This window comes from Glutamicibacter protophormiae, assembly GCF_014647495.1.
Classification (GTDB): domain Bacteria; phylum Actinomycetota; class Actinomycetes; order Actinomycetales; family Micrococcaceae; genus Glutamicibacter; species Glutamicibacter protophormiae.
Window position 1 is genome coordinate 16854 of record NZ_BMPH01000003.1, and the last position, 23948, is coordinate 40801.

Consider the following 23948-nt stretch of genomic DNA (forward strand, 5'->3'; position numbering starts at 1 on the left):
CTGCTGGGCGTCGTTGCAATACACGGTCGAGATGAACGGATTACGTCTGTGTGAATGCCACGGTCGCAGGAATTGGCAGTTGAGACAATTGAACTGGTCCCGCAGGCGAACCTGCATGGATAAGGGATGGCTTGACAGGGGACCCGTTAGGCGGTGACTATCGATTATTCTCGATGAGCTTCGAAGACCATCAGTGGTGAGTCGTCGGTGCAAGGCGTACGGTTCCAATCACTCCACACGCCGTCAACAACGAAACCTGCATCGGCTAGCTGCTGCTGGATAACTTGCCGGTCGCGGAAAGCAAGAACGAGCTGCTCTACAACGTGGTGCCCGCTGGCCATGAACAGACTGTGAGAGGTTAGCCGGACCTCTCCGGGGGCCGTTTCACTGGCCTCGGTCCATTCGCGAACTGGACCACTCGTCGTGTCGCGGATCCTCGTGTCTTCAGCAGCCCAGTTCTCCCAAGCTCGGGTATTTGGGTTCCGGCTCTCGAACGCCAGCACACCGCGATCCCGCAAGGCTGTGTTGATGTCCTCAAGAGTCCGTTCCCACTCGCCATCTGGAATGTGCTGCGCAACGTTCCCTGTCATAACCGCATAGTCGAAGGCCTCGTGCGGAATATCGCGGCTGTCCCCGAGGATCCAGCGTACGGCCCGTCCATCCACACGTTCAGCCGCGTAGTTGATCATATTTCTGGACGGGTCAATTCCGACAACCGTGCGCCCGGGCCGGACGAAAGTAGCTGTCAGGATTCCGGTTCCACAGCCCACATCGAGTATTGAGCGTGCATTTTTCTCATCTGCCAGCAGTCGGTAGAACTCATGGTCGGGGCCGTCTGGATTGGCGTCATCATAGAGCTCAACAAGCCGCAGGTCATAGTCGTCCATATGCCAACCGTAACGGAATAAATCCCGTGTCCACCGATTGCTACAGGGACCACACCAAGGGATGGATCCATTCATCCATTCGTGGCACTTGTTCAGCTTGTTACCAACCTGTGGTCCATCGTCGACGAGACCGAATACCGCCAGCGCCTGGAAGTCCTGCGCACCAGGAAGTAGAGAGGCGCAAAAACCCCGTTCCGGTGAATGGAATTCACCGGAACGGGGTTGCTGCGCAAGGGGCGCTTGGCTGCTAGTGCGAAGTCTTCTGCGGCTGGCTCTCGACGGTGCGCTTGTCGAAGACCAGGGCGCCGACTTCCTGCTCCGCCTGGTTGCGGAAGGACAGGTCGATACCGGCCCGGTCGCGGATCATGGAGACCGCGATGAAGCCGAGCACCACAACCACCAGCAGGTAGATGGCCACGGCAGTGGTGCCGCCGGTTGCCTGGACCAGCGCCTGGGCGATGGTCGGGGCGAAGGCGCCGCCGAGGATCGCGCCGATGGCGTAGGAGATGGAGACACCGGAGAAGCGGACCGAAGCCGGGAAGAGCTCGGAGTACAGGGCCGCCTGCGGGCCGTAGGTCAGGCCCAGGCCGATCGAGAACAGGCCGAAGGCCAGGTAGAGCATGGCCAGCGAGCCGGTGTTGACCAGCGCGAAGACCGGGAACAGCGACGCGGCAAGGATTACGAAGCCGATCTGGTAGGTGCGCACGCGCCCGACCTTGTCCGCCATGTAGCCGGCGATCAGGGTCATGATCAGCCACATGGCTGCGCCGAAGGCCACGGCGACGAGCACATCGGTGCGCTCCAGGCCGATCGGTCCGTCCGGGTTGGTGGTGTAGGCCTGGAAGAACCCGCCGGTGGTCATGTAGCCCGCGGCATTGTTGCCGGCGAAGACCAGCGCGGCAATGACCACCAGCGGCCAATGCTTCTTGAACAGCACGACGATCGGCACCTTGGTCTGGGCCTTGTGCTCGGCGATCTCCTCGAAGACCGGGGACTCGTCGACTGCGCGGCGGACGAAGTAACCGATGGCGATCAGCACGATCGAGACCAGGAACGGCACACGCCAGCCCCATTCGACAAATGCCTCGCCGGGGGAGATGACGCCGGTCATCAGCGCCATCATGCCGCTGGCCAGCAGCATGCCCAGCGGCACGCCGACCTGCGGGTAGGAGCCAGCGCGGCCGCGCTTGCCCTCTTCGGCATGCTCGACGGCCATCAGCACCGCGCCGCCCCACTCGCCGCCGGCGGAGATGCCCTGGATGATGCGCAGCAGCAGCAACAGGATCGGGGCCCACAGTCCTGCGGTCTCATAGGTTGGCAGCACGCCGATCAGCGTGGTGGCCGCACCCATCAGGGACAGGGTCAGCACCAGCATGGCGCGGCGGCCGATCTTGTCGCCGTAGTGTCCGGCCAGGAAGGCGCCCAGCGGACGGAAGAGGAAGGACAAGCCGACCGAGGCGAAGGAGATCAGCAGCGCGATCTCCTTGCCGGCAGGCTCGAAGAACAGCTGGCTGAACACCAGGCCGGCAGCGGTGGCGTAGATGAAGAAGTCGTACCATTCGACGGTGGTACCGATGACTGTGGCGAACGCGACGCGCCGTTGGTTTGCGTTCATGAAGGGGCAGCTCCTTGGAGAGGTGAATCACTTCAGTGTGACACCCCACATAGGTAAGGTAAACTTCAATTGTCTGTAGAACTTCTGAAGGCTGGCTTATGTACTCCATGCGGCATCTTGAAATCATGGCTGAACTGCCCGACCATAAAACCCTCGGATCCGCAGCCGACGAACTGCGTATTTCCGAGTCAGCGCTGTCTCAGGCGATCACGGCGATCGAGAAGCTGGCCGGAGAAACACTGTGCTTGCGGCGCAAGGCGCACGGGTTCTCGCTGACTGCCTCAGGGGTGCATTTCGCGTCCCTGGCCCGCAAAATTGTTGCTGAAGTCGGTGAATTGGCCGCCACTTTTCCGCAGCAGGAGGGCGTGCTGCGCGGCCCGGTGCGCTTTGGCTGTTTCGCCTCGCTGTCGCCCCACCTGATCCCGGCGACCATGCAGGGATTCGAGCACCCGCAAGTGGAGCTCTCGGTCCAAGTGGGTACGCATGAGTCGCTGCTTCCGGGGCTGCGCCATGCGGATTTGGATGTCGCGTTCGTGTACGACCTGGGCCTGCCGCCGGATATGGACAAGCAGCTGATCTACGATACCCAGATGCAGGTGGTGCTGCATCCGGAGCACCCGCTGGCGGGGCTGCAGCGGCCGCTGGAGCTGGCCGACCTGGTGGACGAGCCGCTGGTGATGTACGAGTCGGATCCGTCCACCGAATACGTGCTGCAGCTGTTCGCCGCGCAGGACCTGAACCCGCAGATCATCGCCGAGGTGCCGCAGATGATCCTGGTCTCCGCCATGGTCGGGCGCGGCCTGGGCTACGGCCTGATGATGCGCCGCCCGAACAATGCCGAAATGTCCCTGGAGGGCAGGCCCCTGGCCTTCCGCGAATTGCACGTGCCGGAGCTTCCGAGCTCGCTGACCTCCACCAGTTCGGTCGTGGCGATCACCCCGCGCGGGGTCAAGGTGCCGGCCCGGGTGCAGGCGCTGATCGCGCACTGCCGCGAAGCCATGGCAGATTCCTGGTAGCCCTATCCAAGCACCGGCGGCTACCGCATAATGGGGCGCAGGAGGCATCATGATTGGCACATGGCAGGCATTGGTGATCGACTGCGAGGACCCGGACTCGCTGGCGGCGTTCTACGAGCAGCTGCTGGGCATGGTCCGGATTGACAACGACCCGGACTGGGTGAGCATCGGCGATGCCCCTGATCGCCCGGCCGTCGCATTCCAGGCCGTCAGCCCCTATGTAGCGCCCGAATGGCCGGGCCATGTGCATCCGCAGCAGATGCACCTGGACGTCCGGGTCAAGGACCTGGACCTGGCCGAGGAACTGGTGCTGAATCTCGGCGCCCGGAGTACCGGGGAAGGCGCCAAGACCTTCCGTGTTTACCTCGACCCGCAAGAGCACCCCTTCTGCCTGGTGAGCTGGTAGCGGCAGGCCGGCTGCCGCAGGCTAGCTAGCCTGCCGCGCCATAGGCGATCCTGGCCGCCTGCAGCCGGGTGCCCACCCCGAGCTTGGACAGCACCGCCGAGACGTGCGTTTTCACGGTGCTCTCTCCGATGCCCAGACGCTGCGCCAGCTGCGGGTTGCTCAGCCCCTCGCCGATTCCCTCAAGCACCTCGCGCTCCCTCGCCGTGAGCCCTTCGGGCAGCACCGCTGGCGGCGCCGAGGCCAGCGCCCTTTCCATGACCCGGGCGGTGACCTGTGGATCCAGCACGGACTGGCCGCGGCCTGCCGCGCGCACCGCCTCGATGATCGCCTCCGGTTCGGCGGACTTCAGCAGGAAGCCGTGGGCTCCGGCCTGCAGTGCGCCGAAGAGGTAGTCGTCGTCATCGAAGGTGGTCAGCACGATCACCTTGGCCTGACCGGAAATCCGCGCGGTCGCGGCGATCCCGTCCATCACCGGCATGCGCAGGTCCATGAGCACCACGTCGGGAGCCAGCGCGCGGACCATGGGCAGGGCGGCGGCGCCGTCCGCCGCCTCCCCGACGACTTCCAGGTCCCCGGCCGCCTGGAGCACCAGGCGGATGCCCAGGCGCACTGTCGAATGGTCGTCAACGAGCAGGATCTTCATGGGCTTCTTCCTCGGGGCGCGGGGCGGTCGGCAACGTGACCTTCACCTGGAATTCGGGGGTGGACTGGATGTCGCAGCTGCCGCCCACGGCCAGGGCGCGGGTGCGGATGCTTGCCAGCCCGACGCCGGTGCCGAAGCCGTTCCCGGGCTGCGCCGGGACCGGATTGCTGGCCATGATCTGCACGCTGCCCGTCCGCTGCTCCAGGCTCAAGCGCAGCGTGCTGCCCGGGGCATGCTTGGCATGGTTGACCAGCAGCTCGCGGACCGTGCGGTGCGCGGCGGTGTGCACGGCGGCCGGGATGCGCTCGGGATGGGCCACCGAATAGTCGAGCTGGACCTCTTCCGGGGCATCGGCGACCAGCTGCGGCACATCGGTCAGCCGGGCGGCCAGCGCCGGGGTGCCCGCGTGCAGCATGCGGACCATGTCCGCCATTTCCTCCAGCCCGGTGACGCTTTCGCGGCGGATGGTTGCCAGCGGTTCGCTGCCCGGCGCGGCGGCCAGCGCGGCTCCGGAGAGCAGCGCGATGGAGGAGAGCCTGGCGGAGAGCACGTCGTGCATTTCCCGGGCCAGCGCGGTGCGCTCCGATACCCGGGCCGCATGGTGCTCCGCGGTGAGCCGGTCGGCCCGCTCCTCGGCGGCGGCGGCCAGCGCCGCCGAACGCCCGGCCTGCGAGGCCGCCAGTTCCTGGGCCGTGCGCACGTTCTGGGCCCACAGCATCGGGGTGAACAAGATGAACCCGGTGAGGAACAGGCTCAGCACCACCTGCTGTTCGGCCTGCGTGGTCTCCCAGGCGAGCACGGCCGCCACCAGCGAAACCAGGCACATGACGGCGAACGACATCCGGCGCAGCCGCGTCCCGCCGAGCAGGAAGACGCTGAAGACCGCCTCGAACGCCATGAAATACCCGGCAACGCTGCCCAGCGCCAGCAGTCCCAGCCCGGCCGAGGCCATGGCCAGCACCGCGGGCAGCAGCCAGCGCCGACGCAGCAGGACGGCGCCCAGGCCCAGCAGCAGCACCGGGAGCCAGAGCCAGCCCGGCAGCTCGACCAGCGGCGGGTTCACCACGCCGAAGGCGTGCAGCACCGCGGCAAGGAACAGATACATCCCGGCGGTTTCAGGCTCTTCCTGGCCGCTGCCGAGACGCCGGAGCAACGTCGTCATGCCTCCAGCATGCACCATCCGCCGGGCGGGGCGGCATCCGCCTTAAGGGGGAGATCCTGCGGGGCCATTGCCGGATACCGCGGCGCCGGTACCCGCGACAGGCTGGAAGCATGGACATCTTCACACACGCCGCACCGGCCTCGCTGGTGGTGCTCGCGCTGATCGACGCCACCAGCATCGGCACCCTGGTCATTCCCGTCTGGCTGCTGCTGCGCCGGGACTACCGCCGGTCAATTCCCCGGGTGCTGCTCTACCTTTGCCTGCTGGCGGGGTTCTACTGGGTGATCGGTTTGCTGCTGCGATCCGGAGTCCAGCTGGCCGCGGCCCGGATCCCCATGGACGCTCCGGTGGTCCGGCTGCTCGGCCTGGCCGCGGGAGCGGGAATGATCATCTGGGCGCTGGCCTACCGCACCGATGAGCAGAAGCTCGCCGCCACCCGCAAGGCCGGAACCGCCGGCGGCGTTCGGGCCGAGGCCGGGGGACGGCAGGACTCCGGTGCCGAAGAGCCGCAGGTATCCGGGGCGCTGCGCCGGCGGCTGGGCACCGCGCTGGATACCCGCACCGGGGTCGTGGTGCTGGCCTTGCTGGCCGGTTTGCTGGAACTGCCCACCATGCTTCCCTACCTGGGAGCCATGGGCGTGCTGCAGGGCACCGGATGGAGTGCCGGGGTGCAGGCGCTGGTGCTGGCCGGGTACTGCCTGGTGATGATCGCACCGGCCCTGATGCTAGTGGGCGTGCGCAGGGCGGCGGGGGACCGGATTGAGCAGTGGCTGCAGGCGGCCGGCCGGAAGCTGGGCCGCTATGCGCAGGAGACGCTGGGCTGGGTGGCTGGCATCGCAGGCTACTTCCTGATCAGGCTCAGCCTGGACGGGGTGCAGCTGCGCGAGCTGGTCGGCAGCGTGCTGGGATAGAAACGCTGTGGGCGAAAGGACAGGAACGCAATTGGCCTGCACCGCGGGATGATGCGAGAATTGAAGGCATGGAACCTCTAGGCAGCAGCGCGAAGCAGGGTCGGAAAATCACCCTCAACGCATCGACCCTGGCCATGTCTGTCATGGTCATCGTCCTTCTGGTGGCGGTCATTTTCGCCGCCAACTCAAACGAGATCGTCGGCTGGTTTGTCGTCGTCATCTCCGCCGGCTGGCTGCTGCTCGCCGGGTTCATGATGTTCGGACTCAAGCGCGGAGCGCAGAAGATCAACGAGTCGCTGCGCGAAGCCACCGTCGCGGCCACCCCGCGCGCCCAGGCCGGTGCCGTCGTCGTCGACGAAGCCACCAGCCAGCGCGACATGAAGCTTGACCACTCCTTCAAGATCGTCCAGGTGCAGGCACGGGTGATCTCCGAGCAGCGGGAGCTGAAGACCCCGGAGTCCGAGGAAATGATCGACCGTGCACTGGACACCATCCAGATGACCGCGGGCAATGCCCGGGACATGATCAAACCGGCCAAGCCGTTGGACGGCGAAATCATCGGCTAAATGCATACTTCTCGAGGCGGCTTCGGCCGCCTCGATGTTTTTAAGGACGTCATGGAACTGATTGCCGTCGCCTATGTCATTTTCCGGCGCGAGAACCAAATCCTGCTGCAGCGGCGATGCGGCACCGGCTTCATGGACGGCTATTGGTCTTCCGGGGCCGCCGGGCACGTCGAGGCCGGGGAATCAGTGTTCCACGCGGCCTGCCGCGAGGCCCTTGAAGAACTGGGGGTCACGGTCGATCCGGCAGACCTGATGCCGCTGACCGTGCTGCACCGCGCGCCGAACCGCGTCGACTTCTTCTTCCAATGCACCGCCTGGGACGGCCAGCCGCTGCTGATGGAGCAGGACAAGTCCGCAGATCTGCGGTGGTTCGAGCTGGAGGAGCTGCCAAGCGCGGTGGTTCCCCACGAAGTGCGGGCGTTCGAGCAACTGCTCACGGGGTTGCCGCCGAGCGACTCGACCGGCGATTTCACGCCTGGTGCAGGCAGGTAAGCCCGGTAGCCGCCGGGCATCGGGGCGGTCCGCGGCAGAAGGGGGTGCCCCGTTGCCGCACGGAACTGGAGATGCCCGCAGTGGGATGGCCCGGCGGCGAGGCAGCGTGCGATCGATGACGAGGAACTGTCGCACTGATCTGGCGGCCGAAGCTCGAAGCAGCGGGAGCCGGAACTGAACTTCCGATCCGTGTTTCCTTCCGGGGCGCGAGCCGATCAACGCGTAATCAGCACGCGAATTTTGTAAGCTGGAAGGGTGATACCAACCAGCGTGGAAATTCTGAGCAAGAACGCCGGCGCCCTGCGCGTGGCTTCGGTCAATGTCAACGGCATTCGCGCCGCCTACCGCAAGAACATGGCAGATTGGGTCGCCGCCCGAGACGTCGACATCCTGTGCCTGCAGGAAGTGCGCGCACCGGACAAGGTGCTGCGCGAACTGATCGGCGAGGGTTGGCACATCCTGCATGCCGAGGCCAAGGACAAGGGGCGTGCCGGCGTGGCAGTGCTCTCCCGCACCGAGCCGGTGGCCGTGCGAGAGAACATCGGCGACGAGTACTTCGCCGAATCCGGACGCTGGGTGGAAGCGGACTTCGAGGTCAACGGGGAAACCTTCACCGTGGTCTCCTGCTACGTGCACTCGGGCGAGCTGGGCACCCAGAAGCAGGATGACAAGTACCGTTTCCTGCAGCGCATGACCGAGCACCTGCCGGCACTGGCGGCGGAAAAGGACCATGTGCTGGTGGTGGGCGACTTGAACGTCGTGCACACCGAGAAGGACATCAAGAACTGGAAGCCGAACCACAACAAGCGCGCCGGCGTGATGGATGAGGAGATCGCCTACTTCGACGGCTTCTTCTCTTCGGTGGGGTACAAGGACGTGGCCCGGGAGCTGGCCGGCGACGCGCAAGGCCCCTACACCTGGTGGTCCTACCGCGGGCAGGCCTTCGACAACGACGCCGGTTGGCGCATCGACTACCACATGGCCACCCCGTCGCTGGCGGACAAGGCCATCAAGTCCCATGTTGACCGCGCTTCAGGCTACGACCTGCGCTTCTCCGACCACGCACCGCTGGTCGTCGACTACCAGTTTTAAGGATTTTTCATGACTAAGCCCCGCGTTCTCTCGGGCATGCAGCCTTCGGGCGACTCCCTGCACCTCGGCAACTACCTTGGTGCACTGGTCAACTGGGTCAAGACCCAGGATGACTACGACGCATTCTTCTTCATCCCGGACATGCACGCCATCACCGCGAAGTACGACCCCGCGGACCTGAAGGCCCGGACCCGCAAGACCGCCGCGCAGTTCATTGCCGGCGGCATCGACGTGGACCGCTCCACCCTGTTCGTGCAGTCCCAGGTGCCGGAGCACGCCCAGCTGGCCTGGGTGCTCAACTGCCTGACCGGCTTCGGCGAAGCCAGCCGCATGACCCAGTTCAAGGACAAGTCCGCCAAGGGAGGCGTCGACGCAGCCAACGTCGGTCTGTTCACCTACCCGGTGCTGATGGCCGCCGACATCCTGCTCTACCAGCCGCAGGGTGTGCCGGTGGGAGATGACCAGCGCCAGCATGTGGAGCTGACGCGCACCTTGGCTCAGCGCTTCAACCACCGCTTCGGCGAGACGTTCGTGGTGCCGGAGGCGCAGATCCCCACCGAGGGCGCGCGCATCTACGACCTGCAGAACCCGACGTCCAAGATGTCCAAGTCCGCGGAGTCGCCGGCAGGCCTGATCAACGTGCTCGACGAGCCGAAGCTGATCGCCAAGCGCATCAAGTCCGCCGTCACCGACACCGGGACCGTCATTGCCTACGACAAGCAGGAGAAACCAGGCGTCTCCAACCTGCTGGATATCCTGGCGGCCGTGACCGACCGCCACGTGCCGGAACTGGTCGCCGAATTCGAGGGCAAGATGTACGGGCACCTGAAGGTGGCCGTGGCCGACGCGGTGGTGGAGCGCCTGACCCCGATCCGCACCCGTACCCTGGAACTGCTGGACGATCCGGCCGAGCTGGACCGCCTGCTGCTGGTCGGCGCCGAAAAGGCCCGCAGCGTTGCGTCCAAGACCGTGGCCGATGTCTACGAGAAGGTCGGCTTCCTGCCGCCGCTGGGCGTCTGAGATGGATAACCTTGAACCCCGATTCACGCTGGGCGTGGTGATCCCGGTGCCGCAGCCGCAGCGGGAAACCCTGCGCGCCTGGCGCCGGGAGTTTGGGGGAGCGGACACCGAGGCGATCGCTCCGCACATTACGTTGGTGTCCGGGTCCTACCTGAACACCTGGGAGAAGGCCGTCGCGCAGGTGCGCCAGGTGGCCAGTTCAGCCGCGAGCTTCACCGTGCAGCTGGGCCCGGCGCGCACCTTCCGTCCGGCCAGCGAGGTGGTCTACCTGCCGCTGCTGGCCGGGGCGGAGGAATGCTGGACGCTGCACCGCGCGCTGCTATCCGACGCGCTGCGCCACGAGTCGGGCTTCGCCTACCATCCGCACCTGACCATCGCGCAGAATGTACCTGCGGAGAGGCTGGATGCCGCGCAGGCCGCGCTGCACAGGATCGACCTGTCTTTCGCCGTGGAATCGATCCAGCTCTTCGACACCCGACGTGGCCAGTGGAGCCTGAGCGAGGAAATCACGCTGGGCTGATAACCCAGCCGCAATAGGAAAACGCCAGCCCTTTGGGCTGGCGTTTTCCTGTTTGCGCCTGCTGTGCGGCTGCGTTTGCGGTTAGGCCGTCTGAGCGGCCTTTCCGGCTTGGCTCAGTGCCTGGGCCCGCAGGATTTCGAATTCGTCGGCGTTGATGGTGCCGGCATCGAACAGGGCCTTGGCCTTGACGATCTCGTCGCTGGGGCTGACCTGTGCAACGGTGCGGATGTAGTCCTCAACGGCGTTGGCATTGCCTACCGCGGCCTTGTGGGTTCGCTCAGCCATGCCCTGGCCACGGGCGATGAGGTAGACCAATGAAGTGATGAACGGGACGAAGATCAACAGCACGAGCCACAGCGCCTTCCACCAGCCGTTCAGCTCGCGGTCGCGGAAGAGGTCGCTAACGATCGAGAACAGCGCGATCAGATACGCGACGAAAACAAAGGCTGAAACAATTACCCAGATGATGTTCCAGAGTGAATTCCAGAAATCCATGACTTAGTCCTTAGAAGGTAGATACCTGCTTGACCTGAAAATTCGATGATCGAAATTTCAGCAATAAACTTTCCCTATTCCAGAATGACCTTCCTTTCAAGGGAAGGCAATGAACTTTTGCAACGTCGCCGAAAATTCACCAATTGGTGATGAGTGGGCGGCGGCTGGCCTTGAAGCTATTTTTGTCCTCTCGCTGCATCGCGTTGGGCAATTCGCTTTTTCAAGAAAATGAGCGGCAGCAGCCAGCTGCCCAGCGTCGTGGTCGCCCAGACAATCAACGCAGCAAGAATCCAGGTGGTGAATCCATTGATGGTCAATCCATCGGGGAACAAGCTTGCGACAAAGAGCGCAGCCAGGGTGGAAATCAAGCCGAAACCGCCGATGGCCGCGGGAACATAGCGATTGGTCATGCGGAAGATGAATGGACCGAGCAGCGATTGGGCGAAAGCGAAAACAAGTACCGCCACCAGGAATCCTTGCGGTGCCAGATGGAAATCATCGAGCAGCCACATGCCTACCAGCAGTCCCAGTGCCGAAGTGGCCACATAGATTGCCGCGCGGATCAGAAAAATAATCATCAGAACTACTCCTTGGTCGGTACAGTAATTATCGAGGAAGTTAACACAACCATCACCGCTTCACTTTCATGATCGTTGCCAGACTTCGGCAAAAGCAATGGCTTCGCTCAGGGATTCTCCGACGTGTTCCCGGGCCAAGAAAATGTGCTCCCGGCCCAAGGCGCTGATGGCCCCGGTCGTGACGAACTGCTCGAAGGCCCGTTGGCTGAGTCCGGACAAGAGCAGGGTTCCGCCGGCCTCGGAGAGTTTTCTCGCGTAGGACTCCAAGGTCCGGATGAATGTACTGCCGAGGTCTTCCTTGCCGCGCAGTCGAATCACGACCACTGCGCGTTCGCAACGGGTGGGAATCTCCGGAAGCTGCTTCTCGAAGACGGGCGCCGCGGCAAAGAACAAACTTCCATAGGGAACCAGGACGACCAGATCCCCGGCCGCCAAAGTGGCCGGAGGCGCAGCTTCACGAGGAAGAACCGTGCCGCTATCGAAGATCCAGCGTTTCACGACGGTCCGGTTGGCCTGCCGGGAAATATGCAGGATGATGGCCAAGCCCACGCCGGTAAGTACCGAGTACTGCAGCGGGATGAGCAGGGTCAGCACAAACGTCACGGCGATCACCGCTGCCTGGATGGGCCCCGTGCGCCACACCATGAGCATGTCGTGGATCTTCAGGGTCCGGAATCCCACCAGCATGAGCAATCCCGCAAGGGCCGGCATGGCGACCAGCCCGATGACTGGTCCGAGCGCCAGGATCGTCACGGCGATGACCGCCGCCGCGACGAGGTTGGCCAGAGCCGACTTCGAACCCGCGGCCCGCACGAGCGAGGTGGCGGACATGGAACCGCCGACCGGCATTCCCTGGAACATGCTTGCGGCCAGGTTGGCGACTCCTTGTCCCCGGAAATCCGCAGAGGGGTCGGGAAAGCGCCCGTCAGGATTGGCGATGCTTCCGCTGATTCCCGCTCCCTGGACCAGTCCGACCAGCGCCAGTGACAGGGCGGGCAGGACCAGTTCCGGGACGAGTGAGATATCCGGCAGGCTCAGGCCGGGCAGGGTGTTCGGAACTGTCGCCAGCGAATTCAGCTGCAGCACGGGTTCAGCAAAGGGCAACAGCGCCAGCGCTGCGGCCAAGGCGGACCCGATGATCACCGTGACAACCATGGACATTGCTCCCAAGGCAGTGCGTTCTAGCCACAGCACCAGCAGGATTGTGATCCCTCCGACCAAGCATGCCGACCAGCTGAGCTGCACCACGTGCAGCACGGTGTCCAGCGCCCGGCTTAATCTGTTGTCGCCCTGGCTGTCGTAGCCGGTGAAGTTGTCCAGCTGCCCGAGCATGATGTTTAGCGCGACCGCGTTGATAAAGCCGATGAGTACCGCGGTGGGTATGTATCTAACCAGTGATCCCAACCGGGCCAGTCCCAGTCCCAGCATGACCAGTCCCGAGAGCAGGGCCAAGGTCGCCAGCACCGCTGAGGATTGCTCCGGGTCGTGCGCTTGGGGGACATCCGAGACCACCACCGCCATTGCGCCTGTGACTTGAACCGACATGAAGACCGATCCAGTGGCGAGGGCGCCTCCGGCAGTGCCCAGCAAATAACCGTAAAGTCCATGGACCGGATTCACTCCTGCCAGGAGACCGGCGGCCAGCCCGTCCGGAACACTATGCATGCCAAGTGCCAGACCGGCCTTCACGTCATGCCTGACGGTGGTTCGGTTGCCGAAGCGCCTGAGGTAGTTGCGCAAGCTGCCTGGGGCTGGGTTGCTGTCCCGTTTCATGCCAACAGCTCGATTGCGTTGCGGTACTGCCCGAAGGCGGTCATCGCCAGGAAGACCGCGCCGAGCGTGCCGTTGTGCACGACGATCCATGCACGCAGTTTCAGCAGCCCCGGTTCAGCGCGGTTCCGGTCTTTGAAATGCCAGAACACAGGCAGCGCCATGGGGACAATGCACAGGACCAGGAACCAGGCCAGGACTATTGCCGAGGGCCCCGCCGGAACGTGGGCCAGCTCGATTTCCAGTGGTGCGGCAATGGCGCAGGAAACATTGATCGGGTTGAAAAGGAAGATGCCGGCGCCCAGCTGCACGGACCGTGCTGGGTTGAATTTGTCGATCTGCTGGTACCACGGCGGCAGCTGGGGAATCGAATCAAGCACATCCTGCGGCGTCGCCGCGGCAAACATGTGGGTAAGCTTTCTGGGGGAGCGGCTGTAGGTGTACCAGGCGCCGATGAACATCACGGTGCCCAGCACGAGCCGCGTGATTGCGACCCAACGCCACGAATGGGCCTCGGAATTCGGTGCGAGCCCATTGAATACCAGATAGGAAACCACCGTGACCGCGATGACCGCCGCGCTCCAACCAAGCAGGTACATGAGCCCATTGAGGCGCGGCCGGCGGGAAAACAGCACAGCCAGCAACGCCAAGACGGCCAGGGGGCTCGCGATGAGTCCAAACATGATGGGCAATAGGTCCCAGATGAGCTTAAACACCACGGCTCCAGGGGCCCGCACCGTGCTGGTGCGCCCGCTCCAAGCTCTTGGTCCGCATGGCCCGCCGAACTCCTTGCAGCTAGCAGTTTCGGCCATGGGAACTGTTAACGCCCGGGCCCTTGATTCCATGGTCGTGGATGTTCGGCCTTCGTGGAAGGTGCATGGGCTCAAATCATCAGCAGTTGATGATTACGCAGGGGCAGTTGATGGGCAGGATTAGACCATGTTCGAGAACAGCGGGTCCACCCCGTTTGCCGGCCGCTTGGGGTCGCGGCTTACGCTCACCGTCGATGAAAAACCGACCTGGGTACAGATCCCCGCCGGACGTTTTTCCATGGGTTCCTATGACTTCTACCCTGAAGAGGCTCCCGTGCATGAATGCCGGGTCGACTCGTTTCAGCTGACACGGGATCCGGTAACCAACGCGCAATTTGCCCATTTCGTTCGGGCCACGGGATATGTGACGGTCGCAGAGCGCGGTCTCAGCGAATCCCAATTTCCGCATCTGGATCCATTGCAGCGCCTGCCAGGTTCGTTGGTGTTCACTGAAACTTCCGGACCGGTCGACCTGCGGGACTGGACGGCATGGTGGCGCTGGACCAGGGGGGCGCAGTGGCGCCATCCGTTGGGGGAGGGAAGCGGCCTTGCCGGCCGCGAGTCGCATCCGGTGGTGCAGGTGGCCTATGACGATGCCGTTGCCTATGCAGATTGGATCGGTGCGCGGCTTCCCAGCGAGGCGGAGCTGGAATACGCGGCCGGAGCGGGTCGTACTCCCGACCCCTACGCCTGGGGGCCGGAGCAGGATCTGGACGGTCGGCTCATGGCCAACACCTGGCGCGGTCGATTCCCCTATTTGAACAAGGGCTGCAACGGGTGGGTCGGCACCTCCCCGGTTGGGGTTTTTCCGGCCAATGCCTTCGGGCTCAATGATGTCATCGGGAATGTCTGGGAATGGACCAGCGACCCCTACACCTCCTCCCACGCCGTCGCCGCTGAGGGCGAACCGTGCGGTGCAGGGCCTGGAGACGACGGTGCGGCCTGCCGATGCGCCCCGAAAGCAGTACCAGCGCGGGAGAGCGCTGCTCCTCGGGCTATCGTCCAGCGTGTCTTGAAAGGGGGATCGCACCTCTGCGCCCCCGAATACTGCCTGCGCTACCGGCCTGCCGCCCGGTCGCCGCAGTATGAAGACACTGCGACTTCGCATATCGGATTCCGCTGCGCCAGATAAGCGCAATATATGTACATCTCGAGTATAAAAGATGCCGGAAGCACTCCTTCCGTATACGATTCCTTTTATGGAGCAATCGCCGTCCCTTGAATGGGCTACGCCGCCATGGTTCCTGACCACTGCGCCCAAACCGGCCGGTGCGATCATGGCAAGGACACGACTGCATGGCCTCCTCGAAGCCTGCATACACCGCAATGCGGTGACGCTTGTCAGTGCTCCGTCCGGATTCGGCAAATCGAGCGCGTTGTCCACTTGGGCAGCGCATCGAACTTCGCCCCTGGGCTGGCTCAGCCTGACATGGATGTCTTCGATTGATGAGCGGCGGTTCCTGGGCGGGATACTCGGAGCGCTGCAGCGGCTGCAGGGACAGCTGCGTCCGGCGGACCAAGAATTGCTGGGGCACCTGGCACCGGGCTCATTGAGCGCCGACGATTTCCTGCATCAACTATGCCTGGCCGGCGCCCAGCTCTCCGAACCCGTGGTAATCGTGATCGACGACGCGCACCTGGTCGATGCCCAGAGCTTGCGCCGGATGGCAGGAATCCTGTCCATGCACTCGGGATTCAACCTGAGACTTGTGCTATCCGGCACCGACAACTTCGCCAAGCATTTCGCGGCAGAACTGCGCAACGGCAACGCCGTGCTCATCGGCCCCGAGGAGTTGTCCTTTACCGGGGAAGAAGTGCAAGAACACTACGGACTGGCCCCGGAGCAGGCCGCCGAGGTGATTTCCGAATGCTCAGGGTGGCCCATTGCAGTCCACCTGTCCATGCTCGCACCGGAGCAATCCGCGAATACGCTGGACCTCATTTCAGCCTATCCCGCCGTGGAGAATTCCAGCGACGAACTCGTGCAGTACGTCCAGGAGGCAGTCCTGCGGCAGCTCCCGGAGACCCTGCAGCAGTTCGTGCTCGCCACAACGTCGTGCCTCCGTATTGATGCGGTTCTTGCGCAACGGCTCAGCGGAATGCCCGAGTCGACCGCCTTGCTGGAGGAGTGTGTTGCACGGGGACTGTTCCTCGAACGGTATCTGGACCCCAATGCGGAAACTATGTACCGATGGTACGAGCCCTTCGCCAAGCTGTGCCAGATTTTGCTCAAACGGCTCGACCCCGCCAGATCCCGGGAACTGAACAAGTCTGCTGCGTGCGCATTGCGCCACGAATACCCGTTGGACGCAATCCACCACGCGTTGGATGCCCGGGACAGCCGAACATGCCGGGACATCATCCGAACGTATTTCTTGAGGATACTTTGCGAATCAGGGGCCAGGCTGCTGAATGCCGCATGCCTGCAACTTGAACAGCTGGAGCCGCTCGGCGCCGACTTGCTGATGATCCGCGCCTGCGCATTGGACGCGATGGGGGACGGCACCGGCGCAGCGGTTCTGCAGCGAACCGCCGCTTCGATGCAGGCGATGACGCCGAAACAGGGCCCGCAGGAGCAAGCGATGGCCTTTTGCGGCTTGTTCCTGGCCCGCAGCTCGGAAGAACTCGGGCAGGCAGTTGATTGCGCCCGGGAGTTCCTGCCGAACAGCGACATTTCGCCGCAGGCTCGCGCCTACCAGCTGTTCTGCGTCGGGTGGAGCGAACTGCGGCTGCGAAGGAATACGGCTGATGCCGTACGCTTCCTGCGGTCCTCGATGAACGATGCAGAAGCCCTGAACCTGCCAGCCCTCAAACGGCTCAGCCAGTCCAATCTCGCGTTCGCCTTGAGCTTCGGAGGAGACTTCGTGTCCGCACGGCAGCTGACCCCGGAGCTGGCAACCGGTGATGGAGGCAGCGACCTGGGAGCCCACAATGTCGGCTGGAAATTCTACGACGGAGGCATCACCGCGTTCACCCTGGTGTATCTCGACTTCTGGCAGGGCCGCACCGACGAATGCTCGGCACACCTGGCCGAATTATTCCGCCTCGGTGGCCACGGATCGTCCTATCTGGCGCTCGGGTGCGTCTTCAACGCGTTGCTGGTCGCAGCGACGGGGAACTCGGCACGGATTCAGCAGGCCGCTGAGCAGATGGAACGGGTCAGCAGCAACGACCAGCACGGCGTGCCATGGGGATCCTACAAGACCCTGGGCCAGGCGGCGCTGAAGTTCGCGGCCAATGACGTCGACGCCGCGCTGGCGTTGCTTGCACCGTACAAATATGAGCCGAACATCCCGGTGATGAGGGTCTGCGCGGCAGACATCTATCGGCGGGCCGGGAAGCTTGAAGAGGCATCGGCCTGGTTGTCCCAACTGAAGCCGCAGGAGATGGCCTCATATATCGCGGCCTACGCACTGGTCGTTTCGGCTGCCGTGGCGCGCGAGCGGGGCGAACGGCCCGCCGCCCACGAGCAACTTGAACGTGCGCTGGATATCGCGGCCCCCGCCGGGATCGCGCTTCCCTTCACCCCCACCGACGACGTCCTTCGCAGGTTGCTGACCGAGCACGCGGCCTGGGGCACCAAGCATGAAGGCTTCCTGGCACCGCGCATCGGCCAGCAAATGGGCATTTCCCGGACGGCACTCATCTGTGCGCAACTGTCGTCCCGCGAAAAGGAAATCTTCGGCTATCTCTGCACCACCATGACAGCCGAAGAAATCGCCGCGACGCTGTTCGTCTCGGTGAACACGGTCCGCACACACCAGCGTTCGATCTATCGAAAGCTTGGCGTCAACAGCAGGCGGGACGCGATCAAGCTGTCCGTGTGAACCGGGCTCTAGACCAACGGCACCTTGACGTCGCCTCCGCCTTCCACCGTGATCCGGTCGCGCATCTGGTTCAGCGTGGGCTCGGCAACGAACCCGCCGGCAAACAGCCCCTGGCCTTGTGCGAAGTCCTTGGCCTGTTCCAGCAGCTCGGTGGGTACGAAGCCGAAAACTTCTTCGACCTCCTTCAGGTCACGCGGCGAATTGACGCGCATCAATCCCAAGTTGTCGCACTGGGAAAGGACGTTGGGATGGATTTTGGTTGGCCGCTGCGTTGAAAGGAACAGCCAGAGGCCGAATTTTCGACCTTCGGCCGCGATCTGGATGAGCTGTTCGGTCAGGGCCTTCTCCACTGGGGTGACCGGATTAGGGGAACACAGGTTGTGTGCTTCATCGATCACGATCAAGATCGGCTTGCGGCTTTGGCGTGTGGCCCACAGGTGTTCAAGCACACCCAATGCCGCGACCTTCGGCTCCTCAGGATGGGCGAAGCCGCCCAAATCCATGACGGTCACCCGTGGCCGGGCATCGACGATGTCGCATGCAGAGGTTCCGCCGCGCGACCACAGATCCCAGCCGAGCACCTGGAGGTTCTCGATCCGGTAGGCCAATCTGACCTGTCCACTGTCGCCGGAAGCGAGAAGATTCGCGATGAATTCTGCATCGTCGAAACTGCGGGCTTCGCCTTCCAAGTGCAGCAGGGCATTGTATTCCTCGGCGTCCAGCACCGGGTCCAAGCGGAGCACGGCGGCCTTTGCCGCCGCCGACATGTCGGTGAAGCGGATGTTCAGCCGCTCACCGCCCGGCGTTGTCGTATTTAGGACGTGCATCGAGGCATTGCGGATTCCCTGCGCTTCGTCCGGATCGGCCTCCGGACGGGTGCTGCCGAGCTTGGCGAAGTCGGCATTCGGATCCATGATCAGCATCGGCAGCTGTGTGTGCAGGATCAGCTGTTCCAGAACCACGCCCAGCGCGTAGGTTTTTCCCGAACCGCTCTGTCCACACCAGAAGGTGTGCCGATTGAACTTCGAGGCATTCAGTTCTACCTGTCCGGTGGACTGGCCTACCCGTGTTCCAATTTTCAGTGCCTGCACGTGAGATGTCTCCTTCGGTTTTTACAGGAAGGTGCGTGGTGGAGCCCGCCCCTCGTTTAACGAGAATCTCACGGAGTTCGGCTTCAGGGGCTGGCCCACAGGGAATATTTCAGGCTGATCGGGCAAAATCACCAACATTTGATGATGTGCACGAAGCGCGGAGTTCATAGATTGGAATAGGAACCAGCCTGCCTACGAAAGGTTTTTCGGTGAGCCGACAAATCGTGGATTTCGAGAATTTTACTCGTGCCGAATCCAACACCATGTTCGCCAACATCATCGCGCAGGCGGGAGGCACCGGGCGGTGGAGCCATGGGTTCACCCCGACCCCGGTCGAGAATCAGCCGATCGTCCGGATGAACCGCGACACGCTCTACAGCGCTGCCATCGTCGACATTTCCGAGGGTGCACTACTCAGCATTCCTGAGGTCGGCGAACGGTATATCTCGGTCATGATCGTCAACCAGGACCACTACATCAACCGGATCTTCCATGCACCGGGCGAGCACAAGCTGACCATGGACGATTTCGATACCGAGTTCGTAATGGTCACCGCGCGGATCCTGGTCGACTCCGACGACAGCGCAGACGTCGAAATCGTCAACGACCTGCAGCGCCAGCTGGGGATCTCATCGGTATCGCAGCGCGACTTCGAGCTGCCCGGCTACGACCCGGCATCGCTGGCAGCTACCCGCCAGTCCTTGCTGGAGCGGGGCCGCGAGCTTCCAAGCCTGGACGGCTGCTTCGGACGCAAGCAGGATGTCGAGCCGGAACTTCACCTGATCGGCACGGCGCTGGGCTGGGGCGGCCTGCCTGAAACCGAAGCCACCTACATGAACGTTGACCCGGGCCTGCCAGCCGAGCACTTCCAGCTCACCGTTGGGGAGGTCCCGGTGGATGGATTCTGGTCCATTTCCCTGTACAACGCGCAGGGATACTTCGAACCGAACCCCCTCGGGGCCTACTCGGTCAACTCCGTGACCGGTGAACGGAACGAGGACGGCAGCTTCACTGTCAACTTTGGCGGAGAACCCGGTGTCCCGAACCACCTGCCCATCATGGAGGGTTGGAACTACCTGGTGCGGCTCTACCGGCCGCATCCAGAAATCCTCGACCACAGCTGGACGTTCCCCAGCATTTCGCATTGACCATCAACATCACTCCGAACACCCTAGGAATCATCATGAACAAGCACATCAAGTCGGCACTAGCCCTGGCCTTTGGAGCTTCTCTGGCGCTGTCAGCCACCGCCTGCAGCTCGTCCCCCGCAGAGAACGAAGCCGGTGCCTGCACGGCCTACAACGATTTCGTCGCCGCTGTCGCCGGCGTGCAGGCCACGGTGGATGGATCGTCGAGCGTCGGTGAAATCCGCGAGGCCCGTGAAAAGGTCGCCACCACGTACAAGGAGCTCGAAGGCAACCTCGACAAGGTCTCCGCAGACCGCAAGCAGGCCCTGGCCGACTCCTGGGAACAGCTGAATAAGAAGATCGAGGACTTGGACAAGGATCTGAGCGTCCCGGAAGCCAAAGCCGCGATCAGCGATGAACTGGCCGCGCTCAAGTCTGCGCAGACCAGCGCCAATACCGATCTGAAGTGCTAGAGCGCTAAGTGCTGGAACTACTTGGAGAGCTCCTGCCCTACGCCCTGACCATTGCCATCAGCCCGGTGCCGATCATCGCGGTCATCTTGATGCTCATGTCTCCGCGTCCTCGGGCGCTGGGGGGCAGCTATCTGGCGGGATGGATCCTGGGCATCGTAGCGGCGGCCAGCGTGTTCACCGCCTTGGCAGGGGTGCTGCCGGAGGCTGGCGAATCCACGGACCCCAAGCCGGCCGTGGCGATCATCCAGATCATCCTTGGTGCACTGCTGCTGCTCCTGGCCATCAAGCAGTGGCGTTCTCGTCCGAAAAAGGGTGACGAGCCGGAGCTTCCGAAATGGATGCAAGGCATCGACTCTATGAAACCCGGCATTGGGCTGGGACTTGGATTCCTCTTGGCTGCGGTGAACCCGAAAAACCTGTTGGTTGCGGCGGCCGCGGGGTTGGCCATCGGCCAGCAGGAGGCGAGCGGCGCCGCGACAGCGGCCGCGCTGGGGGTATTTACCCTGATCGCAGCGCTGACCGTCCTGCTGCCCGTGCTGATCTTCCTGGTCGCACCGCAGAAGGCAACGCAGGTCCTGGACCAGATCCGGGAATGGCTGACCGCGAATAACACGGCCATCATGGTGGTGCTGTTCGTGGTTCTGGGCGGACAACTGCTGGGCAAGGGACTGGGAGGGATCTAGCCGGGTCCCGGCCCGCCGATAGGTGCCTGCGACATGCGTCGCAGGCACCTTTCCAGTTAACCGCCGGTGCCGCGGCGGGTGGCGCCGGGCAGCGCCCCGCGGCCATTGAAGGCATGCAAAAGGGCCCGAACCGCATGGGTTCGGGCCCTTTAGTTCGCGTACTTAGACGGTGCGCGAGAGGATTGCCTGCTTGACCTCGGCGATGGCCTTGGTCACCTGGATGCCTCGGGGGCATGCTTCGGTGCAGTTGAAGGTGGTGCGGCAGCGCCACACGCCTTCCTTGTCGTTCAGGATCTCCAGGCGCATGTCGCCTGCATCATCGCGCGAGTCGAAGATGAAGCGGTGCGCGTTGACGATTGCTGCCGGGCCGAAGTACTGGCCGTCGGTCCAGAACACCGGGCAGGAAGAGGTACAGGCGGCGCAGAGGATGCACTTGGTGGTGTCATCAAAGCGCTCGCGGTCCTCGACCGACTGGTAGCGTTCCTTGGTCGGCTCGTGGCCCTTGGAGATCAGGAATGGCATGATCTCCCGGTAGGACTGGAAGAACGGTTCCATGTCCACGATCAGGTCCTTCTCCAGCGGAAGACCCTTGATTGCCTCAACGGTGATCGGCTTGGAGGTGTCCAGGTCCTTCAGCAGGGTCTTGCAGGCCAGGCGGTTGCGGCCGTTGATGCGCATGGCATCCGAACCGCAAATGCCGTGGGCGCAGGAGCGGCGGAACGACAGCGAACCGTCGTGGTCCCACTTGACCTTGTGCAGGGCGTCCAGCACTCGGTCGGTGCCGTACATGGTCAGCTTGAAGTCTTCCCAGTAGGCCTCTGCTGTGGTCTCCGGCAGGTAGCGGCGAACGCGCAGGGTGATGTTGAAGGTAGGGATCTCTCCGCCGCCACCAACACCGGCCTTCAACTCAATCTTTGATGGTGGTTCTGGCAGTTCGGTGCTCATTAGTACTTACGCTCCATTGGCTGGTAACGGGTGAAGACAACCGGCTTGGTTTCCATGCGGATGCCGGCGATGCCCTCGGTAGTAGCGTTGTGGTCGCGGTAGGACATCGAGTGGACCATGAAGTTCTCATCGTCGCGGTTCGGGAAGTCCTCGCGGTAGTGACCACCACGTGATTCCTTGCGGTGCAGCGCTGCGGTGGTCATGACCTCCGCCAGATCCAGCAGGAAGCCCAGTTCCACGGCTTCGAGCAGGTCGAGGTTGAAGCGCTTGCCCTTGTCCTGGATGGACACGTTCTTGTAGCGATCGCGCAGGCTCTCGATGACCTCCAGCGCGCTCTTCAGGGACGTCTCATCGCGGAACACCTGGACGTTGGCGTCCATGGTTTCCTGCAGGGCCTTGCGCAGCTCGGCCACGTTCTCGGTGCCCTTGGAGTTCAGCAGGCCGTCCAGCTGGGCGGTGACCAGGGCTTCCGGGTTCTCCGGAAGCTCCACGAACTCGGCGTCAGCAGCGTACTTGGCGGCGGCGATGCCGGCGCGGCGGCCGAAGACGTTGATGTCCAGCAGCGAGTTGGTGCCCAGGCGGTTTGCACCGTGGACCGATACGCAAGCCACTTCGCCGGCCGCGTACAGGCCCGGGATGGTGGTGTTGTTGTCCTGCAGGACCTCGGTCTCGACGTTGGTCGGCACGCCGCCCATGGCGTAGTGCGCGGTCGGGTATACCGGTACCGGATCGGTGAACGGCTCCACACCCAGGTAGGTGCGGGCGAATTCGGTGATGTCCGGCAGCTTGGATTCGATGTGCTCTGGCTCCAGGTGGGTCAGGTCCAGCAGCACGTAGTCCTTGTTAGGACCGCAGCCGCGGCCTTCGCGTACCTCGTTGGCCATGGCGCGGGCCACGATGTCACGTGGGGCCAGGTCCTTGATGGTTGGTGCGTAGCGCTCCATGAAGCGTTCGCCCTCCGAGTTGCGAAGGATTGCGCCTTCGCCGCGGGCGCCTTCGGTGAGCAGAATGCCCAGGCCGGCAAGGCCCGTCGGGTGGAACTGGAAGAACTCCATGTCCTCCAGCGGGAGGCCCGAGCGGAAGGCGATGCCCATGCCGTCACCGGTCAGGGTGTGGGCGTTGGAGGTGGTCTTGAAGACCTTGCCCGCGCCGCCGGATGCGAAGATCACGGACTTGGCCTGGAAAACGTGCAGTTCGCCGGTGGCCAGGTCGTAGGAGACTACGCCGGCAACACGCTTCTGCATGTAGGCGGTGCCGTCTTCGCGGAAGGCTTCCTCTTCAACCATCAGCAGGTCCAGCACGTAGTACTCGTTGTAGAACTCGACGTTGTGCTTGACGCAGTTTTGGTACAGGGTCTGCAGGATCATGTGGCCGGTGCGGTCTGCTGCGTAGCAGGCGCGGCGCACGGCGGCCTTGCCATGGTCGCGGGTGTGGCCGCCGAAGCGGCGCTGGTCAATCTTGCCCTCTGGGGTTCGGTTGAACGGCAGACCCATCTTTTCCAGATCCAGCACGGCGTTGATGGCTTCCTTCGCCATGACTTCTGCTGCATCCTGGTCGACGATGTAGTCGCCGCCCTTGATGGTGTCGAAGGTGTGCCACTCCCAGTTGTCTTCCTCGACGTTGGCCAGTGCGGCGCACATGCCGCCCTGGGCCGCACCGGTGTGCGAGCGAGTTGGGTAAAGCTTAGTTAGCACTGCGGTGCGTGCACGCTGACCGGATTCGATCGCTGCACGCATACCTGCACCGCCGGCACCGACGATGACTACGTCGTACTGATGTACCTGCATTCTTGATGCTCTCTTTTCTACAAAATCTGT

The 23948-nt window shown here is 63.4% G+C and carries 24 protein-coding genes; 13 read left to right on the forward strand and 11 right to left on the reverse strand.

Annotated elements, in window-relative coordinates; all coding sequences use genetic code 11:
- Nucleotides 1–164: 164 nt before the first annotated feature.
- Together IEY43_RS04390 and IEY43_RS04395 are read right to left on the reverse strand one after the other, a co-directional pair.
- Nucleotides 165–887 (reverse strand): class I SAM-dependent methyltransferase, encoded by a 723-nt coding sequence (locus IEY43_RS04390; protein ID WP_188947404.1) that lies wholly within the window; start codon nt 885–887, stop codon nt 165–167.
- Nucleotides 888–1134: 247 nt separating this feature from the next.
- The gene (locus IEY43_RS04395) at nt 1135–2502 is read right to left on the reverse strand and encodes an MFS transporter (RefSeq protein WP_188947405.1); all 1368 of its coding nucleotides are present in this window, start codon (nt 2500–2502) and stop codon (nt 1135–1137) included.
- Nucleotides 2503–2609: 107 nt separating this feature from the next.
- Between IEY43_RS04395 and IEY43_RS04400 the strand changes: the two genes are divergently transcribed.
- Together IEY43_RS04400 and IEY43_RS04405 are read left to right on the forward strand one after the other, a co-directional pair.
- Nucleotides 2610–3518, forward strand: a complete 909-nt coding sequence (locus IEY43_RS04400) for a LysR family transcriptional regulator (RefSeq protein ID WP_268240052.1) — start codon at nt 2610–2612, stop codon at nt 3516–3518.
- Nucleotides 3519–3567: 49 nt separating this feature from the next.
- Nucleotides 3568–3924 (forward strand): VOC family protein, encoded by a 357-nt coding sequence (locus IEY43_RS04405; protein WP_188947407.1) that lies wholly within the window; start codon nt 3568–3570, stop codon nt 3922–3924.
- A gap of 25 nt (nt 3925–3949) precedes the next feature.
- Here IEY43_RS04405 and IEY43_RS04410 read toward each other — a convergent pair whose 3' ends face one another.
- Both IEY43_RS04410 and IEY43_RS04415 read right to left on the reverse strand, forming a co-directional pair.
- Nucleotides 3950–4567, reverse strand: coding sequence for a response regulator (locus IEY43_RS04410; RefSeq protein WP_188947408.1), 618 nt, complete (start codon nt 4565–4567; stop codon nt 3950–3952).
- Nucleotides 4548–5729, reverse strand: a complete 1182-nt coding sequence (locus IEY43_RS04415; RefSeq protein ID WP_188947409.1) for a sensor histidine kinase — start codon at nt 5727–5729, stop codon at nt 4548–4550. Before IEY43_RS04415 ends, IEY43_RS04410 begins: the two co-directional genes overlap by 20 nt.
- Nucleotides 5730–5839: 110 nt before the next feature.
- Between IEY43_RS04415 and IEY43_RS04420 the strand changes: the two genes are divergently transcribed.
- The 6 genes from IEY43_RS04420 (at nt 5840) to IEY43_RS04445 (ending at nt 10330) form a co-directional block, all read left to right on the forward strand.
- Nucleotides 5840–6640, forward strand: a complete 801-nt coding sequence (locus tag IEY43_RS04420) for a GAP family protein (protein ID WP_188947410.1) — start codon at nt 5840–5842, stop codon at nt 6638–6640.
- Between the two features lie 68 nt (nt 6641–6708).
- Entirely contained in the window at nt 6709–7206 is a 498-nt protein-coding gene (locus IEY43_RS04425) for a hypothetical protein (protein ID WP_188947411.1), read from the forward strand.
- 51 nt (nt 7207–7257) lie between these two features.
- Nucleotides 7258–7698, forward strand: coding sequence for an NUDIX hydrolase (locus IEY43_RS04430; RefSeq protein ID WP_188947412.1), 441 nt, complete (start codon nt 7258–7260; stop codon nt 7696–7698).
- 255 nt (nt 7699–7953) lie between these two features.
- Complete coding sequence (locus IEY43_RS04435; protein WP_188947413.1) at nt 7954–8790, forward strand: exodeoxyribonuclease III; 837 nt, start codon at nt 7954–7956, stop codon at nt 8788–8790.
- A 9-nt stretch (nt 8791–8799) separates the two neighbouring features.
- Nucleotides 8800–9810 carry a tryptophan--tRNA ligase gene (gene trpS / locus IEY43_RS04440; RefSeq protein WP_188947414.1) on the forward strand — a complete coding sequence of 337 codons (1011 nt, stop codon included), beginning with the start codon at nt 8800–8802 and terminating at the stop codon, nt 9808–9810.
- Nucleotide 9811: 1 nt separating this feature from the next.
- Nucleotides 9812–10330: a 2'-5' RNA ligase family protein gene (locus tag IEY43_RS04445; protein WP_188947415.1), complete on the forward strand. Its 519-nt coding sequence runs from the start codon at nt 9812–9814 to the stop codon at nt 10328–10330.
- A gap of 81 nt (nt 10331–10411) precedes the next feature.
- On the opposite strand, the gene IEY43_RS04450 is transcribed toward IEY43_RS04445, so the two are convergent.
- From IEY43_RS04450 to IEY43_RS04465, 4 genes are all read right to left on the reverse strand, one after another.
- On the reverse strand, nt 10412–10825 hold the full coding sequence (locus tag IEY43_RS04450; RefSeq protein ID WP_188947416.1) for an SHOCT domain-containing protein: 414 nt from the start codon (nt 10823–10825) through the stop codon (nt 10412–10414).
- Nucleotides 10826–11001: 176 nt separating this feature from the next.
- Nucleotides 11002–11403 carry a phage holin family protein gene (locus tag IEY43_RS04455; protein ID WP_188947417.1) on the reverse strand — a complete coding sequence of 134 codons (402 nt, stop codon included), beginning with the start codon at nt 11401–11403 and terminating at the stop codon, nt 11002–11004.
- A 66-nt stretch (nt 11404–11469) separates the two neighbouring features.
- Nucleotides 11470–13266 (reverse strand): SulP family inorganic anion transporter, encoded by a 1797-nt coding sequence (locus IEY43_RS04460; protein WP_308425038.1) that lies wholly within the window; start codon nt 13264–13266, stop codon nt 11470–11472.
- A complete protein-coding gene (locus IEY43_RS04465; protein ID WP_188947419.1) occupies nt 13173–13985 on the reverse strand; it encodes a GAP family protein in 813 nt (270 codons plus the stop codon). Before IEY43_RS04465 ends, IEY43_RS04460 begins: the two co-directional genes overlap by 94 nt.
- Nucleotides 13986–14112: 127 nt before the next feature.
- On the opposite strand from IEY43_RS04465, the gene IEY43_RS04470 reads away from it, so the two are divergent.
- Nucleotides 14113–15117 (forward strand): formylglycine-generating enzyme family protein, encoded by a 1005-nt coding sequence (locus IEY43_RS04470; RefSeq protein WP_188947420.1) that lies wholly within the window; start codon nt 14113–14115, stop codon nt 15115–15117.
- 145 nt (nt 15118–15262) lie between these two features.
- A complete protein-coding gene (locus IEY43_RS04475) occupies nt 15263–17812 on the forward strand; it encodes a LuxR C-terminal-related transcriptional regulator (protein ID WP_374189849.1) in 2550 nt (849 codons plus the stop codon).
- Nucleotides 17813–17820: 8 nt separating this feature from the next.
- On the opposite strand, the gene IEY43_RS04480 is transcribed toward IEY43_RS04475, so the two are convergent.
- Nucleotides 17821–18903 (reverse strand): ATP-binding protein, encoded by a 1083-nt coding sequence (locus IEY43_RS04480; RefSeq protein WP_188947422.1) that lies wholly within the window; start codon nt 18901–18903, stop codon nt 17821–17823.
- A gap of 209 nt (nt 18904–19112) precedes the next feature.
- Between IEY43_RS04480 and IEY43_RS04485 the strand changes: the two genes are divergently transcribed.
- The 3 genes from IEY43_RS04485 to IEY43_RS04495 are packed head-to-tail and all read left to right on the forward strand — an operon-like array spanning nt 19113 to nt 21186.
- Nucleotides 19113–20051, forward strand: coding sequence for a DUF1214 domain-containing protein (locus IEY43_RS04485; RefSeq protein ID WP_229777279.1), 939 nt, complete (start codon nt 19113–19115; stop codon nt 20049–20051).
- Nucleotides 20052–20086: 35 nt separating this feature from the next.
- Nucleotides 20087–20503 carry a hypothetical protein gene (locus IEY43_RS04490; RefSeq protein WP_188947423.1) on the forward strand — a complete coding sequence of 139 codons (417 nt, stop codon included), beginning with the start codon at nt 20087–20089 and terminating at the stop codon, nt 20501–20503.
- An 8-nt stretch (nt 20504–20511) separates the two neighbouring features.
- Nucleotides 20512–21186, forward strand: coding sequence for a GAP family protein (locus tag IEY43_RS04495; RefSeq protein WP_188947424.1), 675 nt, complete (start codon nt 20512–20514; stop codon nt 21184–21186).
- A gap of 162 nt (nt 21187–21348) precedes the next feature.
- Here the strand turns inward: IEY43_RS04495 and IEY43_RS04500 are convergent, their stop codons facing one another.
- Both IEY43_RS04500 and sdhA read right to left on the reverse strand, forming a co-directional pair.
- Nucleotides 21349–22131: a succinate dehydrogenase iron-sulfur subunit gene (locus tag IEY43_RS04500; RefSeq protein ID WP_047118408.1), complete on the reverse strand. Its 783-nt coding sequence runs from the start codon at nt 22129–22131 to the stop codon at nt 21349–21351.
- Nucleotides 22131–23918 carry a succinate dehydrogenase flavoprotein subunit gene (gene sdhA, locus IEY43_RS04505; protein WP_188947425.1) on the reverse strand — a complete coding sequence of 596 codons (1788 nt, stop codon included), beginning with the start codon at nt 23916–23918 and terminating at the stop codon, nt 22131–22133. Before sdhA ends, IEY43_RS04500 begins: the two co-directional genes overlap by 1 nt.
- Nucleotides 23919–23948 lie beyond the last annotated feature (30 nt).

Bases quoted from the DNA above. Each gene is read 5' to 3' on its own strand.
- IEY43_RS04465 (WP_188947419.1), bottom strand. From the start codon at position 13,985: ATGGCCGAAACTGCTAGCTGCAAGGAGTTCGGCGGGCCATGCGGACCA.
- IEY43_RS04415 (WP_188947409.1), bottom strand. From the start codon at position 5,729: ATGACGACGTTGCTCCGGCGTCTCGGCAGCGGCCAGGAAGAGCCTGAA.
- IEY43_RS04500 (WP_047118408.1), bottom strand. From the start codon at position 22,131: ATGAGCACCGAACTGCCAGAACCACCATCAAAGATTGAGTTGAAGGCC.
- trpS (WP_188947414.1), top strand. From the start codon at position 8,800: ATGACTAAGCCCCGCGTTCTCTCGGGCATGCAGCCTTCGGGCGACTCC.
- IEY43_RS04405 (WP_188947407.1), top strand. From the start codon at position 3,568: ATGATTGGCACATGGCAGGCATTGGTGATCGACTGCGAGGACCCGGAC.
- IEY43_RS04475 (WP_374189849.1), top strand. From the start codon at position 15,263: ATGGCAAGGACACGACTGCATGGCCTCCTCGAAGCCTGCATACACCGC.
- IEY43_RS04420 (WP_188947410.1), top strand. From the start codon at position 5,840: ATGGACATCTTCACACACGCCGCACCGGCCTCGCTGGTGGTGCTCGCG.
- IEY43_RS04400 (WP_268240052.1), top strand. From the start codon at position 2,610: ATGCGGCATCTTGAAATCATGGCTGAACTGCCCGACCATAAAACCCTC.
- sdhA (WP_188947425.1), bottom strand. From the start codon at position 23,918: ATGCAGGTACATCAGTACGACGTAGTCATCGTCGGTGCCGGCGGTGCA.
- IEY43_RS04430 (WP_188947412.1), top strand. From the start codon at position 7,258: ATGGAACTGATTGCCGTCGCCTATGTCATTTTCCGGCGCGAGAACCAA.
- IEY43_RS04395 (WP_188947405.1), bottom strand. From the start codon at position 2,502: ATGAACGCAAACCAACGGCGCGTCGCGTTCGCCACAGTCATCGGTACC.
- IEY43_RS04450 (WP_188947416.1), bottom strand. From the start codon at position 10,825: ATGGATTTCTGGAATTCACTCTGGAACATCATCTGGGTAATTGTTTCA.
- IEY43_RS04445 (WP_188947415.1), top strand. From the start codon at position 9,812: ATGGATAACCTTGAACCCCGATTCACGCTGGGCGTGGTGATCCCGGTG.
- IEY43_RS04490 (WP_188947423.1), top strand. From the start codon at position 20,087: ATGAACAAGCACATCAAGTCGGCACTAGCCCTGGCCTTTGGAGCTTCT.
- IEY43_RS04470 (WP_188947420.1), top strand. From the start codon at position 14,113: ATGTTCGAGAACAGCGGGTCCACCCCGTTTGCCGGCCGCTTGGGGTCG.
- IEY43_RS04425 (WP_188947411.1), top strand. From the start codon at position 6,709: ATGGAACCTCTAGGCAGCAGCGCGAAGCAGGGTCGGAAAATCACCCTC.
- IEY43_RS04410 (WP_188947408.1), bottom strand. From the start codon at position 4,567: ATGAAGATCCTGCTCGTTGACGACCATTCGACAGTGCGCCTGGGCATC.
- IEY43_RS04390 (WP_188947404.1), bottom strand. From the start codon at position 887: ATGGACGACTATGACCTGCGGCTTGTTGAGCTCTATGATGACGCCAAT.
- IEY43_RS04455 (WP_188947417.1), bottom strand. From the start codon at position 11,403: ATGATTATTTTTCTGATCCGCGCGGCAATCTATGTGGCCACTTCGGCA.
- IEY43_RS04460 (WP_308425038.1), bottom strand. From the start codon at position 13,266: ATGGATCGTCGTGCACAACGGCACGCTCGGCGCGGTCTTCCTGGCGAT.